Source organism: Dendronalium phyllosphericum CENA369, assembly GCF_016056275.1.
In the GTDB taxonomy this organism is placed as follows: Bacteria; Cyanobacteriota; Cyanobacteriia; order Cyanobacteriales; family Nostocaceae; genus Dendronalium; species Dendronalium phyllosphericum.
In genome coordinates this window covers 1-14,819 of sequence record NZ_JAECZA010000056.1, presented here as the reverse complement: position 1 = coordinate 14,819, position 14,819 = coordinate 1, and the positions used below count along the sequence as shown (strand labels likewise).

Annotated in this window: 11 protein-coding genes and 1 pseudogene; 6 read left to right on the top strand and 6 right to left on the bottom strand. The window is 39.3% G+C overall.

Features of this window, described 5'->3' with window-relative positions; all coding sequences use genetic code 11:
• Positions 1-110 precede the first annotated feature (110 nt).
• Positions 111-1,343 carry a response regulator gene (locus I8752_RS13995; RefSeq protein ID WP_214432928.1) on the bottom strand — a complete coding sequence of 411 codons (1,233 nt, stop codon included), beginning with the start codon at positions 1,341-1,343 and terminating at the stop codon, positions 111-113.
• A gap of 563 nt (positions 1,344-1,906) precedes the next feature.
• Positions 1,907-2,851 (bottom strand): tRNA (5-methylaminomethyl-2-thiouridine)(34)-methyltransferase MnmD, encoded by a 945-nt coding sequence (locus tag I8752_RS13990; RefSeq protein WP_214432927.1) that lies wholly within the window; start codon positions 2,849-2,851, stop codon positions 1,907-1,909.
• Positions 2,852-2,898: 47 nt separating this feature from the next.
• Between I8752_RS13990 and I8752_RS13985 the strand changes: the two genes are divergently transcribed.
• Positions 2,899-3,717 carry a sulfurtransferase gene (locus tag I8752_RS13985; protein ID WP_214432926.1) on the top strand — a complete coding sequence of 273 codons (819 nt, stop codon included), beginning with the start codon at positions 2,899-2,901 and terminating at the stop codon, positions 3,715-3,717.
• A 23-nt stretch (positions 3,718-3,740) separates the two neighbouring features.
• On the opposite strand, the gene I8752_RS13980 is transcribed toward I8752_RS13985, so the two are convergent.
• Positions 3,741-4,967: a hypothetical protein gene (locus I8752_RS13980; protein ID WP_404827094.1), complete on the bottom strand. Its 1,227-nt coding sequence runs from the start codon at positions 4,965-4,967 to the stop codon at positions 3,741-3,743.
• A gap of 740 nt (positions 4,968-5,707) precedes the next feature.
• Here I8752_RS13980 and I8752_RS13975 point away from each other — a divergent pair.
• The 3 genes from I8752_RS13975 to I8752_RS13965 all read left to right on the top strand — a co-directional run bounded on the left by I8752_RS13975 (position 5,708) and on the right by I8752_RS13965 (position 8,875).
• Positions 5,708-6,925, top strand: a complete 1,218-nt coding sequence (locus tag I8752_RS13975) for a FecR family protein (protein WP_214432924.1) — start codon at positions 5,708-5,710, stop codon at positions 6,923-6,925.
• A gap of 68 nt (positions 6,926-6,993) precedes the next feature.
• Positions 6,994-7,635, top strand: a complete 642-nt coding sequence (locus I8752_RS13970; RefSeq protein ID WP_214432942.1) for a YqiA/YcfP family alpha/beta fold hydrolase — start codon at positions 6,994-6,996, stop codon at positions 7,633-7,635.
• 91 nt (positions 7,636-7,726) lie between these two features.
• Positions 7,727-8,875 (top strand): histidinol-phosphate transaminase, encoded by a 1,149-nt coding sequence (locus I8752_RS13965; RefSeq protein WP_214432923.1) that lies wholly within the window; start codon positions 7,727-7,729, stop codon positions 8,873-8,875.
• A 7-nt stretch (positions 8,876-8,882) separates the two neighbouring features.
• Here I8752_RS13965 and I8752_RS13960 read toward each other — a convergent pair whose 3' ends face one another.
• On the bottom strand, positions 8,883-9,437 hold the full coding sequence (locus tag I8752_RS13960) for a hypothetical protein (RefSeq protein ID WP_214432922.1): 555 nt from the start codon (positions 9,435-9,437) through the stop codon (positions 8,883-8,885).
• A 637-nt stretch (positions 9,438-10,074) separates the two neighbouring features.
• Complete coding sequence (locus I8752_RS13955; protein WP_225895651.1) at positions 10,075-10,710, bottom strand: GNAT family N-acetyltransferase; 636 nt, start codon at positions 10,708-10,710, stop codon at positions 10,075-10,077.
• Between the two features lie 746 nt (positions 10,711-11,456).
• Between I8752_RS13955 and I8752_RS13950 the strand changes: the two genes are divergently transcribed.
• Together I8752_RS13950 and I8752_RS13945 are read left to right on the top strand one after the other, a co-directional pair.
• The gene (locus I8752_RS13950) at positions 11,457-11,696 is read left to right on the top strand and encodes a hypothetical protein (RefSeq protein WP_214432921.1); all 240 of its coding nucleotides are present in this window, start codon (positions 11,457-11,459) and stop codon (positions 11,694-11,696) included.
• Positions 11,697-11,850: 154 nt separating this feature from the next.
• Positions 11,851-13,965 (top strand): annotated as a pseudogene (locus tag I8752_RS13945) (GAF domain-containing protein); the annotation flags it as partial.
• A gap of 21 nt (positions 13,966-13,986) precedes the next feature.
• On the opposite strand, the gene I8752_RS13940 reads toward I8752_RS13945, so the two are convergent.
• A protein-coding gene (locus I8752_RS13940; RefSeq protein WP_214432920.1) for an IS5 family transposase occupies positions 13,987-14,780 on the bottom strand; the annotation gives its coding sequence in 2 pieces (ribosomal slippage) (positions 13,987-14,429 and positions 14,429-14,780; 795 coding nt in all).
• Positions 14,781-14,819: the final 39 nt, after the last annotated feature.

Genomic DNA, 14,819 nt, shown 5'->3' with positions numbered 1-14,819 from the left:
TGCGCTTGGTACTTTCAGATTTAGGCTCAAATCATACCAGCTGATGAAGTGTCAAAGATAAAATATATAAAGCGGAAAATTTTGGTTCTTTATTCTTCAACTTTCATCGTTTATATTTTTTCTGGGTAAGATTGGATAAACCTTGCAAACTGCTGCATTAGCTTGGGGTTGCGCCAACCTAAATCGGTTTCCTCCAGCATGACAGACACTGCTTCTTCTAAAGTAAAAGCTCTTTTGTAAGGTCGTTCGCTTGTCAGCGCATCGAAAATATCAATTATTTGAAACACTTGTGCTAAGTAGGGAATCTCATCACCTTTTAGTCCATCGGGGTAGCCTGAGCCATCCCAGCGCTCGTGATGATGGCGAATAATCGGAACTACACCCCGCATACTGCGTAGTGGTTGGCAGATTTTTTCTCCTATCACAACATGCTGTTTCATGATTTCCCAATCTTGGGGGGTGAGTTGACCGCGCTTTAGTAACACCCCATCGGGAATGCCCACCTTGCCAATATCGTGAAGATAGCCGCCCCACATCAAATCTCGAATTTGGTGGCGTGATAGATTTAGGTATTCACCAAAAGCTTGCCCTAGTTTTACCAGCCGTTCGCAGTGGTCGCCAGTATTGGGATCGCGACTTTCAATTGCCCTAGCAACAGAAAACAATACTTTTTCTGTATGGTCTAAATCTTCGTTCAAACATTTCTGTCGGACTAAGGACTTAACACGCGCCGCCAGTTCCACGCGATCGAACGGTTTGGTGAGAAAATCATCCGCTCCTACTTCTATTCCCCGAATTCGCGATCGCCTGTCATTTAAGGCTGTAATAAAAATAACTGGAATCAGCCGAGTATGCTCGTCTTGTTTGAGTAACTGACAGACTTCAAAACCATCCATTCCCGGCATCATCACATCTAGTAAAATCAGATCCGGTTGTTTTTGAATTACTAGTTCTACAGCTGTAGAACCACAGTCTGCTTCAATCACTTCATACCCTTCCATAGACAAAAGGGCAACCGCAGTCATTCGACTAGCAGTATGGTCATCAACCACTAATACTTTTGGCAGTTCTGAATCAAAGCCGTTCACTTTAGAACCTTTGGCTTGTAGAGTTCCAGAGATTAACGAATTGTAGCCAGAATTAATATCAGGTTTGATCCAACAAGGCTCTACCTGTTTCTGTTCTGGCGAAAAGCTTTCTTTAGACAAGCCCAAGGAATAACCTTCTAAATTCTGCAATCCTAGGGCATTATTTGAATTGATACTATTGACTGCGTTTAGGCGGTTTGACCCAACAATATTTTGTTCAGTAGAGTCTGGACTCTTGGAACTCCATTGAATCACAAAGACACCCCTATCTTGTAAAAAAGTTAACAGTATCCAACTGCACAAATAATTTTAGTGCTTGACTATATTCCACTTTGCATACTGCAAGCTTTATAAACTATATAAAGCTGGTTGAATCATAGATATCATATTTTTTTATCTCTAATGAGAACACTGAGAAAATTGCTACAGAAATTGTGTGTCTAATTTCCTTACTTTTCATTCCAGTATGATAAATTCGCGCAAATGTTAAATCAGGTTTTTCACTGAGATTTATTAACATAGTAGCGCCAGAGATTATTATACTCGCTCAGTTTAGATCGAAGTAGTACTGTTTTATTTTATAGTTTTTATACCTATATATAGCAATATACGTATTTGGTTAAGATTTTTAAGTCAACATAACACACAAAAATTATACTGAAAATTATGTATCTATAAATACAAATTTATATTTTTTAATCTTAATTACACAAACTTACTATCTGAATTTTAGACAAATCAAAATAATTGCCAAAATTTTGACAATTAATTGTAGTTGAAAATTAAAGATAATTTTTGGATGTGCCATGGCAGCATCACTAACAATCGGTATTCTCATTGCTTGACAACCATCGTTTTCGCCAGTGGGAGGTTGGTTCGAGCGAAGAAGCTTGTTGTTCTTGTTGTCGCCGCATGACTATGACATCGGCAGGAGCGTTCAATTGCGGATCGCGGTAAGGAATAGCAGCACGAGTTAACAAATGTTCTTTTTCTTTTTGGGAGAGTGGGGGGAGAAGATGATGGAGGAATGAGGAGGATATTGATATTAATTTTTCTTCCCCTGCCTCTACATCTCTAGGATGGGCTGCAACCGTACCAGGCGATTTTCTACCTACAGGTGAGGTAGAGCCTATATATAAGCCTGCGGCCAAAAGTGCTGTACGTACAGCAGCAGCACAAGAATAAGTTGCCAGAATCCCATTTAAATGTAAACACTGAGAAACTTGTTGGAGGAATTCCACAGTCCATAAGTGAGGACATTGAGGTGGTGAAAAGGGATCTAAAAAAATTGCATCCGCTTGGAAGCCTGATTTATGTAGTAGCCCAATTGAGTTTCTGGCATCGCCAATTATTAGCCTTGCTTTGAGACAATCTGTTTGCACTTGATGCTCAACAGCAAGTTGAGTCAAAATTGCGGTGTATTCGTAGTTCCAGTTGTCAAATAAATGATGAGCGATCGCAGCTTGTGGTACAGATGGATTCAGTTCTAAACCAATTAATTCCACATAACAACTGGGATTTACTGCCCAAATCGTCTGCAAAGCTGCTGCTGTGTTGTATCCCAAACCATAACAAATATCCAATAGTCGCAAAATTGGTTTGTGGGCAGATGTTGCCAGTTGAGTAGGAGCAACAAACTTGAGAAAACTCTCCTGCTTGGCTCCAAAATGACTGTGAAATGATTCACCAAATTCGTGGGAAACGAAAGTGAAAGAACCATCTGCTGTTAGTTGAGGTGTAAAATTTTCCTCTCGGTCTGACATTGTGCAAATAAAACTGATAATAGTTATAAGCTAATAACAAATGACTGATGACTAACAACCAATTTGTTGTTTCGCAAGCATGGCTTTTGGAACACCTTGACGATCCGCAAGTTGTGATTGTGGATTGCCGCTTTTCTTTAGCCGATCCACAACTAGGAAAACAGCAATACCAAACAAGCCACATCAAAGGATCTTACTACCTAGATTTGAATCAGGATCTTTCTAGTCCTGTAGAAAAGCATGGTGGCAGACATCCTTTACCTAACCCTAACGATTTAGCTGAGAAATTATCAGCAATGGGAGTAAGTTTTCAAAAAACTCTAGTTGTAGCTTATGATGATTCTCGCTTTGCCTTTGCTGCTCGTCTTTGGTGGTTGTTGCACTATCTAGGACACGAGCGAGTAGCAGTACTGAATGAAGGTTTTGCTGGATGGCAAAAAGCAGGATATCCCATTACAGATATTATTCCGCAACCCCAAAAAGCTACTTTTATCCCCAAGATAAATACAGAATTAGTAGTAGATATCCAGGCTGTAAAAAGTCGAAAAGATTTACCGCAGGTAGTTTTGGTAGATTCTAGAGAAAGCGATCGCTACCGAGGCGAACGAGAGCCAATTGATAAAATTGCTGGTCATATTCCTGGCGCTATTAATTATCCTTGGCTAGAAGCTACAGACTCTTCAGGACAGTTAATTTCGCCACGAGAGCAACGTCTTCGCTGGGAAAAACTAGAAAATGCAGCAGAAATTTTAGTTTATTGCGGTTCAGGTGTTACTGCTTGTGTGAATTTACTTTCTTTAAAATTAGCTGGGGTTCATACTGGTAAACTTTATGCTGGTAGCTGGAGCGACTGGATTAGTTATTAGTCAAAACTAACTAACAATTAATTTCAAAACTGACCTAATTGCAAATTGTAATTAATGCTAAAGAACCAGCCATCAAAATCAATGTTACTATCTGTCGAATCTCCAAAAGAAACACCACTTTGCAAATATATATTACTGGAGGTAGAAATTTTATAATTTAAGTGGGCGAATAGTCTATGGTAGTTGTCGTCTCGCTGACGCTGAGTAAAGTCTGACCAGTTAAACTGGTAGTCAAGACCAACTTGCAAAGGCTTTTGCCAGTAATAATTCATAGAAATCCACACAAAATTGATCGCTCGACTGCGATTATTTGGCTCGGCAAAATTTAGACTAAATTCGTAAAAACTATCTAACATTAACTTTTGAGTTAAGGAATCTCGCCTTCCCACAGATAGCCGCAGAGAGTTTTCATTTAAAAAGCGATCGCCAGCTTCAAAGCTATCGCTACTGCGATCGTAAAACAACTGCTGATTGCTCCAACCAAATTCCCCAAACATTTGCCGCGATAGCTGTTGATAAACACTAAGGTTAAATCTCAGTTGGTTATAACTATATTTAGATCGATCCACATAACGAATTAAATTGCCATCAATTGACCCATTCAAATAAGTTTTAGATCCTAGAGGAAAATATGCAGAGGCTAGACTAAGTCCATAAAACATCAAGCCATCTTCTATGGGGAAAATATCTGAGGAAAAAATATTACTTGTATGGAAGTAACCTACACGAGCCTGAAGGAAACCGATAGGTTTAGACTTGGCTATAGGCTTTTGTATTGATGGAGGCGGTAGTTGTTCGAGTGGTTGCTGTGGCAAAGGTTTTTGTCGCACTCTTAACCCCAGTTCTGGAAGAGTATCGGAATCAGAGTTTGACTGTTTTTTCTGTAATATTTGCCTGAGTCTCTCTAGCCTTTGAGTGTAATCTATCTGAGGTTTATCTAATAGTTGTTGTATTGGTTTTGGCGAAGATTGAGGTAAATCACTCGGCTGTGTTTCTAGCTGTGGTGCTTCATTCGTTGGTTGAATATTACTAGGACTAGAGTTTTCATTTTGCGCGTATCTGAGTTCTGCATTTGGTATTACTAGAAATATTGGATTGTCTTGGTTCGCTAATGCTTTTTGCTGTATTAAATTTGATTGTGTCTGTTCTGCAAATGCTAACTTGAATCCATCTAACTGCTGCCAGTTATAATTAATTTCTGTTCGATCCTCCTTATCGATTAGCTGATGATTTTTCTGCTTACTTCCCAAAGACTTGATTTGTGAATTTGCTGCCCACGCAGCATCTTTTTTAATACAACACTTATTTGCACTATTGGATATTAACAAAATTGCAAAAAACAAATTTATCCAATACTTAGATTGCATCTTTTTAGATAGCGTTAATCGCGTCTGATGGAGGTAGGCTCACAGGCTGTTTCAAAAGTTACAATAAGGAATATAAACCTTATTCTTAAGCTTATAGCTAAATATATCTCAATTATTAGAACAGGAATAACATACATCTATAGATTTATTCGAGTTGATTTATAAAATAAATATTAATTTGTTTAAGGTATATTAACGAGGTGTAACATAACCATAGATCGTGTTACGTTACAGCGCAAACCTTAATAATTTGAGGCAAAATATACCCGCGATCGCATCTACTATACTCTAAATTTAATATTTAATTTATAAATCTGATATTGACCTTTTCTATTGGTAACGCTGCCAAGGCAAACTCTAAAACCCATTTATTTACAAGTTTTGGGTCTTTTAAATAATTCTGAACTTTTTCTGTGGAAAAAGTGAGACTGAATGATTGCAGAAAATCTTTGATATTTTCTAGTTAGCAAAAATAATTTTAACAATTCTAAATTATAAAGATAGTTAAATTTATTAGATTTTATTATTGACAAATTTGATTATTCATCATAATGTATACAGTTTCAAACCTGTATGATTCAAATTATTTCTTTAAAAAATTTAATTTTACTAAAGTTTAAACTATGTTTCTTAAATTGTTCCCACTTTGGCTAATTGGTTTATGGGGGATGATAATCCTGCCTTTGCCAAATCGGGCAAATGCGATCGCTCCTCTAACTCGTGCTGAAATTCAAAACCTCCGCAACTTAGTGCAACTGATTCCCAAAAATAGCAAGAAGAGACGACCAGCTCGCAAATTAGATCCCATGATTCCTGGAGATGGGTTGTCAACGGGCCGATCTTCTCTAGCAGATTTACGCTTTAACGATGGCTCATTGGCAAGGCTTGGAGAACAGGCAATATTTAAATTTTTGCCCAAAACTCGCTATTTTACGCTATCCAACGGAACAATCTTACTGCTCATTCCGCCCGGAAGGGGTCAAACACGGATACAAACACCAAGCGCAGCAGCAGCAATTCGCGGTTCGGCTTTGTTTGTGCGCTATGACAAACAAACAGACACCACAATTGTAGGTGCTTTAACAAATAGCGGTATTGAAGTTTTCAATAAAGAAGCTTCTCAAAATCAAGTGCTGCAAGCAGGGCAACTGATTGTTATAGTCAAAGGCGAATTTCAAGGCTTATTTGATTTCGATCTGAGAAATTTTTATGAAACGAGCGATCTAGTTCGGGGACTGGATTTAACTCGACAAAATCCTACAGCTACCATAGATCCGGCGATCGCCAGCGTCCAAGATGAAATTGCTGCTGCTGTAGCAGCACAGTCACCAATAATTGGCAAAGATGTAATTGACAATCCATCTTTTTTACAGCTATCTACTAGTTCCTCAAACTCTGCCAGCAAAGACGTTCTCACAAACAACTCTTCCGCAGACACCATCAATGACAGTTCCTCTTTAAACACTTTTGTGGAAACGGGAGAAATTCTGTATAATACCGCTCGAAGAACTGTGAATGACGACAATTACAGTAAAACTCCAATAAACTCGCCAACCAACTCATCACACACTAATGGGATAATAACACCCATCAAAACAGACAACGATTTACCACAGCTTAAACCACAACAGCCGCCTACCCAACCCGAACAGCCACCCACTCAACCACAACAACCGCCTACCCAACCTGAAAAACCACCTACTCAACCCGAACAGCCACCTACCCAACCTGAAAAACTACCTACTCAACCCGAACAGCCACCTACCCAACCTGAAAAACCACCTACTCAACCTGAAAAACCACCTACTCAACCCGAACAGCCATCATCTCCAGCCCCTTAGCTTCTCTAACAATATCAAGAAGATATATTAGATAATTCCTAACTTTAACTTTTCATTCCTCACAATCTATTACTTTGGAATACATTTATCTTCACGGTTTTGCTTCCAGCCCTAAATCTGCCAAAGCAAAGGATATAGGCGATCGCTTTGCTAAAATCCAGACAAAACTCAAAATTCCCGATCTAAATGCTGGCGATTTCTCTCATTTAACAATTACTCGTCAGCTAACCCAAATTGCAAAAGAGTTTCCTGATACTTCTGTGCCAGTCATCTTGATTGGCTCAAGTTTGGGTGGATTGACATCTGCTCATTTGGGACAGCAGTATCAGCAAGTGCAACGTCTTGTTTTGTTAGCACCAGCTTTCGGGTTTTTATTCCATTGGTTGCCTAGGTTAGGAAATGAAGAAGTACAGCGTTGGCAACTAGAAAAATACCTCATGGTTTACCACTATGGAGAGGGGCGATCGCTGCCTTTAAGTTATGGTTTTGTAACAGATGCTACTCAATATCAAGAGGAACTGTTACAACGTCCCATTCCCACTTTGATTTTGCACGGAAGAAAAGATGAAGTTATCCCAATTGAAGCCAGTCGTGACTTCGCGCGATCGCGTCCTTGGGTAGAGTTAGTGGAACTCGACAGCGATCATGCTTTGGGTAATGTTATGGAAGAAATTTGGCAAGCAATTTACCTCTTTTGTCAGTTACCGTGAAGCTGTAAAATATAAAATTCTTATATAATCAAGGCCCTTAATCATTTGTTCTCTGTTAATGACGAATGACTAAAAAATATTAACTAAAATTATGTTTCCCTTTATCCGCTCAGATTTAGCTCAATTTACTGCTTACAAACCCCATCCTAGCAGCGATACAGCCGAACCAGTTACCGAGCAACGCGATCGTCTCGATACCAATGAAAGTCCCTATGATTTACCACCTGAGTTAAAAGAAAAGCTGGTCTGGACATATCAACAAGTAATTGAAACAAATCGTTATCCTGATGGCGGACATGAAAACCTCAAAGAAGCGATCGCTGAATATGTCAATGAGTCAGCTACTATTTCGCCATCTATTTTGACTGCTGCCAATATTTCTGTTGGGAATGGTTCGGACGAACTGATCCGCTCTTTATTAATTGCCACTTGTCTGGGAGGAGAAGGTGCAATTCTAGTTGCCAATCCCACTTTTTCTATGTATGGAATTTTAGCAAAAACTTTGGGAATTCCTGTTGTAGCGGTAAGTAGAAATGCAGCAAATTTTGAAATTGATTTGGTAGCAGCACAGTCTGCTATAGAACAAACTCAAAATCCTCCGATTAGGGTGGTTTTTGTTGTGCATCCCAATTCCCCGACAGCTAATCCCTTAACCGCTTCAGAGGTTGCATGGTTAAGAAGTCTGAGCGAGCAGATTTTGGTAGTAATTGATGAAGCTTATTTTGAATTTAGTCAAAATACACTAGTGGGTGAATTAGCACAGCGCCCCAATTGGGTAATATTACGTACTTTTTCTAAAGCTTTCCGGTTAGCAGCTCTGCGCGTTGGCTATAGTATTGCTCATCCAGAAGCGATCGCTATCCTAGAAAAAGTCCGTCTACCTTACAATCTTCCTAGTTTTTCTCTAGCTGCTGCATTAATTGCTTTACAAAATCGCCAACTCTTACTCAACTCAATTCCCCAAACCTTAAGCGAAAGAGCCAAAGTTATTGAAGCTTTATCTCATCACCCAAGTTTAGAAGTTACAGAAAGTGCGGCTAATTTTATTTTCCTGCGTCTAAAACTAAATAATTTTCATTTACAAGACGCTGCTTTAAAGAATCTTCATCAAGACCTTAAGAACTCTGGTACTCTTGTACGAGAGATTGGTGAAGGATTGCGAATTACCATTGGCACGCCTAATGAAAATACCCGCACCATAAATCGAATCCAAGATGTTTTAGCAAATATGAACTTTTAGCGATCGCTCAGTAATTAAGCCTGCAATTTTCATCGTTGCCCAAACGGCGTATCATCCCAACTGTTTGTGGCAGTACGCCTACCAAAAGGGCGAAAGTAGCATCAGGCAGATCGTCCACCATTTCCGGTGTAAAGTATTGTTCAAATTGATCCAGAATCTTTTGGACTCGCTGTTGGGGAATCGGGTTTTCTGTAATTTGTCTAATCAATCGAATCCACTGTCGCCTGATTAAGTAGGCCTTCTGACGCTCCTCGTTAGATTCGGGAGGTAATAAAGACAAATTACCTATAGACAACACTCTCTGGCAATCACAATCGTAATCACCGCCAACTGCTGCTCCGGGTCCAGCAAATTCTGCATGATAACGTTTAAACAGTATTAATCCATTTCGTTTGCGACTATTGACAATGAAAACTTCTCCACTGTGCAAACGCTTGAGTATGTCCGAGCTATATGATTGCTCAGTTCCATCTGGCATGACAAGATGGTTTAGAAAACTGGTTTCAGGGCAATAAATTGATACCATAGCAGCTTGATAGCGTTGGTGTTTTTCGCTATCCATGTTTTCTCAAACTTTTGAGTAAATTGGTGGTGTTATGGGCTGACAGCAGAAACTTATTACTAAATTAAACCAAATATTTTGATTTTTATTATTATCAAGATTTTTTGGTCAATTTAACTAAGATAGAAATAGTATAGACATTGTTCAGTAATGAGTTAGTTATATTTTATGAGATTTCACTGGATTTGTCTTCCAATTGAAGTCTTTTTTTTTAAAGTTTTTATAAAGAGGAATATCTGAAATACAAAGTTATTATGAGGAATTAGTTTTTGGTTAAATGTATATTTACTGATAATAACATTATAAATTATATTAACTAGAAAAAGTCAATAATAGGTTATTAATAAATAATCATATTAGTCAAATTAAATTTTATTTCTTATTAAAATAATTATTAATAAGAAATATAGGAAATTCTTAAGCATATGTTATTTAATACTATATTCTTTAATTCCATTTTTACTGAGAAGGTAATTTTACCATTTTGATTTATCAAATCGCTCTTATTTAGATGAAATACTTTTTATCAATATTGAATCGCTTTAATTATTGTATTATTATCAATTAATTTTTAATAAAACAAACATTTCTTTATGTAGCGATCGTAAACTTAGAAATTAAAATTTAATTAAAAACTTTAAGTAGTTGAATCAGCATTCAAATGCTTATGTAATAATATCTGCCGCGAGCGTCCTAGTAGAAATGTGTTCCAGTTAGATTCTACTTGATGTACTTTATATCCCAGCTTGAAATAAAGTTGTCGTGCTTGATAGTTATTTTCTAAAACATGGAGATACAAGTCTTGAAATCCCCATTCCTGTGAGACTTGTTGACAGCTAATAAGTAACTCTGATGCTACTCCATACCTTCGATATTTGGGATGAACGGCTAAATTAGACAGATAAGGAAAACTTCTACCAACCTGTATCCACGAATCAGCAAAACGCACACCCAGTTCAACAGTTCCTATTAAGTTATTAGCAGTACTAGTAGTTTCAATAGCAACCAAACAAACATGATGGGGTGCAGGTGATGATAAGCGATGTTTGAAGTCTTCGTAAATACCCAAGCGTAGCAAAGGAAAAGCCCACCCCCAGAAACCATCTTTAGAGTGAAAGCTTTCGGCAATTATTTGGGCAATACCAGTTAAATCAGCAGATGTAGCAGTACGAATTTGAAATTGGTGATGGCCTGGCTCGGCTATGCCTGGCTCTTGGTAGTGGGGATCGAAAAACCAGGATGTCAAAGTTAGTTTAGTATTGGCTTTATTCAACAAAAATTTTCTCAAATATCTTAAAACATTGTATTAAAATATATTAAAACTAAAATTAGCCTATAATGTTAAAATTGTAGCAAAAGTACAAATTTTTACTTAAATTATATAGTATACGAAGGTCAAAACATTGTTTTGGCCTTTGGAACTTTACATTGCTCATAATAGCGAGAAGTTGCATCATCATAAATCTGCAAGCCTTTGTTCGGGAAGTTTAGAGTTATCCTTGCTGCAATAGAGGGTTTAAGCTTAAGCTCTATCAGCTTGCGAACGAGCAAAGGTAGTATAATTGACAATACTAGGTAATGTCTAACTACCTGTCCCAGAAACAGGTACTCATTGTGTTGCATAAATCGAGTTGAAAAATATCTTGACTATATGCAACTACTCAGCTAAGACAAATACTCGCTCCATTTTAAGCAAAAAACCAGTTGGCAGTAACACTGGCTCGATTAAATGCGAAATTTTTTTTACCGTCCACTACTTGTCCAGTTCTGCTTTAAATTATTCTTAAGCTACATTACTTAGTGATTTATTGAATAACCGCTACGCTAATAGCAGTTCCCAAAACCAAGTAAACTACTGAATTCTAAGGTTAACCTAGCTACTGGGGAAATCATCCCTAATTTCCTAGCTAATGCTAGTTGTCTGAATTATAGTTCTAATTGCTAAATTGGAAAGAGGTATTTGTCTAATAGTATACTTTGCCTTTAAATCATAATTGTTGTAATGTTGCTGACCCTACTATGAATGGCATAAATAAAATTTACCTGCGAGTGTTAGTGCAACTGCTGCAACGGGAAAACTTAATAAACAGCTTCATCTGGTTTTTTCAGCCAGCCTTGAGGGCTGTATATACTGTTAGACAGTTATCGCTGGAGGTGAATGAAGATTTGGCAAGCAAACATCAAGCCTATAAAACAAAAATCAACTGTGAATTCAATTGCACTGCACGAGAGCAAATGTTAGTCAGCACAGGCTATTGAGGCAAATTACTATCAATCGGTGCCCCTACACTCAGCAGTCATGTAACCAAACAGCCTCATTGGTCAAAACGCTCTGCTATTACCTGACTCAGAACTATTCCTACCCGATCCGATTATTCTTTATCCAACTGCCATTGCAGCAGGAAAGCGGTGCATGAAATCTCAAGTAAACAGTAAGCCTAAAATTTTGGTTGTTGATGACGAACCAGACAATCTTGACTTGCTTTACCGCACCTTTTATCGCGACTATAAGGTGCTAAGAGCAACCTCTGGTCCTGCCGCGTTGGATCTGTTAGCGCAAGAGGGAGAGGTTTCAGTAATCATCTCCGATCAACGAATGCCGATCATGAGCGGTACAGAATTTTTGAGCCTGACAGCGACTCAGTATCCGGATATTATTCGGATTATCTTAACTGGTTACACTGATGTTGAAGACCTCGTAGAAGCAATCAACGCTGGTAAAGTATTCAAGTACGTCACAAAACCGTGGGAAGCTGAGGATCTTAAAGCAGTCGTGCGACAGGCTTTAGATACACACAATGTCCTTAAAGCTCGGACTCGGGAACTAACTCGTACACTTCGTCAAGAATCGCTGTTAAATACAGTTACAAATACAATTCGCAGTGCCTTAGACTATCGGCAAATTTTGCAAGCAATTGTCGATACAGTGGGTCACATGTTAGAGGTCGATGTCTGTCTTTTACGTCCCTTTCAAGAAGAACAGTTGGTAGATGAAGGATTCATTTATCAGAGGGTCTTGAGAGAAGAAGGACAAGGGGACGCGCAAACAAAGAAACAAAGTGAGACAGCGAGCAGTTTGGAGGAGAGTTCCCCTCTCAAAGAAACTGCGGTGCAGCCAACTGTATTCCCAAAAGAGTTTCTCGAAGAGTACCTGAACGGGGACAATCAAATTAATTTTCCCTCTATCCCTTCTTCCCTATTGGCTCAAACAGTTTGGGAAACCCGTGAAGTTCAGATAATTCATGATGTAGCAGGTGATGAGCGCATTCAGGGTGAAACTTCTGAACTCAAGCAGCGGACTGTAGCTTTTGCTAACGCTAACATTTGCTCCAGCTTGGTTGTGCCTTTGATTTGCCAACAGGAACTGATGGCAGTGCTAGCACTACACCAGTGCTACCAGCCCCGCATCTGGGGTAAGGAAGAGGTGCAATTAGTGTTAATGGTGGCGGATCAAGCCGCTTTAGCTTTGTCTCAAGCCTATGCATACGAGCAGGTACGTGCCCTTGCTAAACGAGAAGGTCTGATTAATACAATTACTACAGCGATTCGCTCTAGCCTAGATCCCCAAGATATCTTTGCAGCTATCACCCACCAACTGGGACAGGCTTTACAAGTTGATGGCTGTGTATTGTCTTTATGGACGGAAGAAGATGAGTTTGTCCATTGTGTAGGGTTGTATGACAATTCTCAACATCCTGAAATTAATCGAACGCCTGCTCAAGATAATAATTTAAGTACTTATAATGATTTATTCGATCGGGAATTACCCGACTCTCAAGCACCTATACAGAATAATCCTATATTACAAGAACTTTTAAGAACACATGAACCAGTGATAATTACTGACATGAGTGATTGTCCATCGGCAATCCAAGGGTTTGATTTGCCTTTGAAAATGCCTGCACGTTCGCTGATGGTCGTGCCTTTACTGGCTGATGGTAAGTGCATTGGTAGCATCACACTGCGCGAAGGTAGCAAAGCACGTCGCTGGATTTCATCTGATATCGAACTGGCTAAAGCAGTGGCAGCGCAAGCGGCGATCGCTGTGCAGCAGTCACGTTTATACCAAACAACTCGCGAGCAAGCAGAGCGTTTGTTACAACTAGACAAACAAAAAACCGAATTCTTCCAAAATATCTCCCATGAGTTCCGCACTCCCATAACTTTGATTCAAGGGCCTTTAGAATCGGCAGTGGGGTCTGGTGAAGGATTATCTCATGCCCAAAGTGCGATCGCCTTACGTAACTCCCGGCGCTTGCTCAGACTGGTCAATCAACTACTAGATTTACAACGCTTAGACGCTGGGAGGATGCAGCCTAATTTCCGTCCCTGCGATCTAGTCGAGTTTGTCAGTCAAATTGTCGAGTCATTTCGCCCCTACTGTGAGAAAAAGGAACTGCATCTTGTGACTCAGTTGGGTGAATGTCCCGCAGTGTACTTGGATATGGAAAAATTTGACAAGGTGATTTACAATCTCCTATCCAATGCGATGAAGTTTACTCCTGAAGGTGGCACAATTAGCATTAGAGATTATTTATAAAGTAAATCTTTAGACGACAAGACGACGTAGCATAATTCTAGTCATAACAGCATATATGGCTGCTTCGCTCATTTCTGGGAGACGCTCATAATCTTTACTAAGACGATGGTACTGGTTCAACCACCCAAATGTTCTTTCTACTACCCAGCGTTTGGGGAGAACTTGAAATTCTTGCTCGGTACGCCGTATGACTTCAACGTGAGCTTGAATCATCAGCCAAACCGAAAGAGCAAATTTATCACCGTCGTAACCGGAATCAACCCACATGACTTGAACTTTTTCCAGTAATTCTGGGCGCTCCTCTAATAGTTCCATTAATGCGTAGGCAGCAAGTACTCGCTCTGGGGCATTTGCTTCACTGACAACGACTTTCAACAATAGTCCTAGACTATCAACTAGTGTCTGCCGCTTTCTTCCTTTTACCTTTTTACATCCGTCAAAACCGTACACATCCCCTTTTTTTGGTCGGTCTTAACTGACTGACTGTCTGCCGCGATCGCTGTTGGTTGTGTTGACTTACCTAATTTTGAGCGAACTTGACCCCGCAGTGTATGATTTAATTTTTCCCAAACTCCCTTGCGCTGCCATTTGCGGTAATAGTTGTATACCGTTGAACTTGGTGGGAAATCGCCTGGAAGCATATTCCATTGACATCCCGTTTTCAAATGATAATAGATAGCATTGCATATTTCACGCATATCTGTTGTACGTGGATGGCCTCCCTCTTTAGCTGGTGGAATTAAGGGAGACAGGATTTCCCACTCCATATTAGTTAAGTCTGTGGGGTAAAACTTTCGCGCCATGAGTAACTATGTAAATACACTGTCTACAAGGTATCTTAT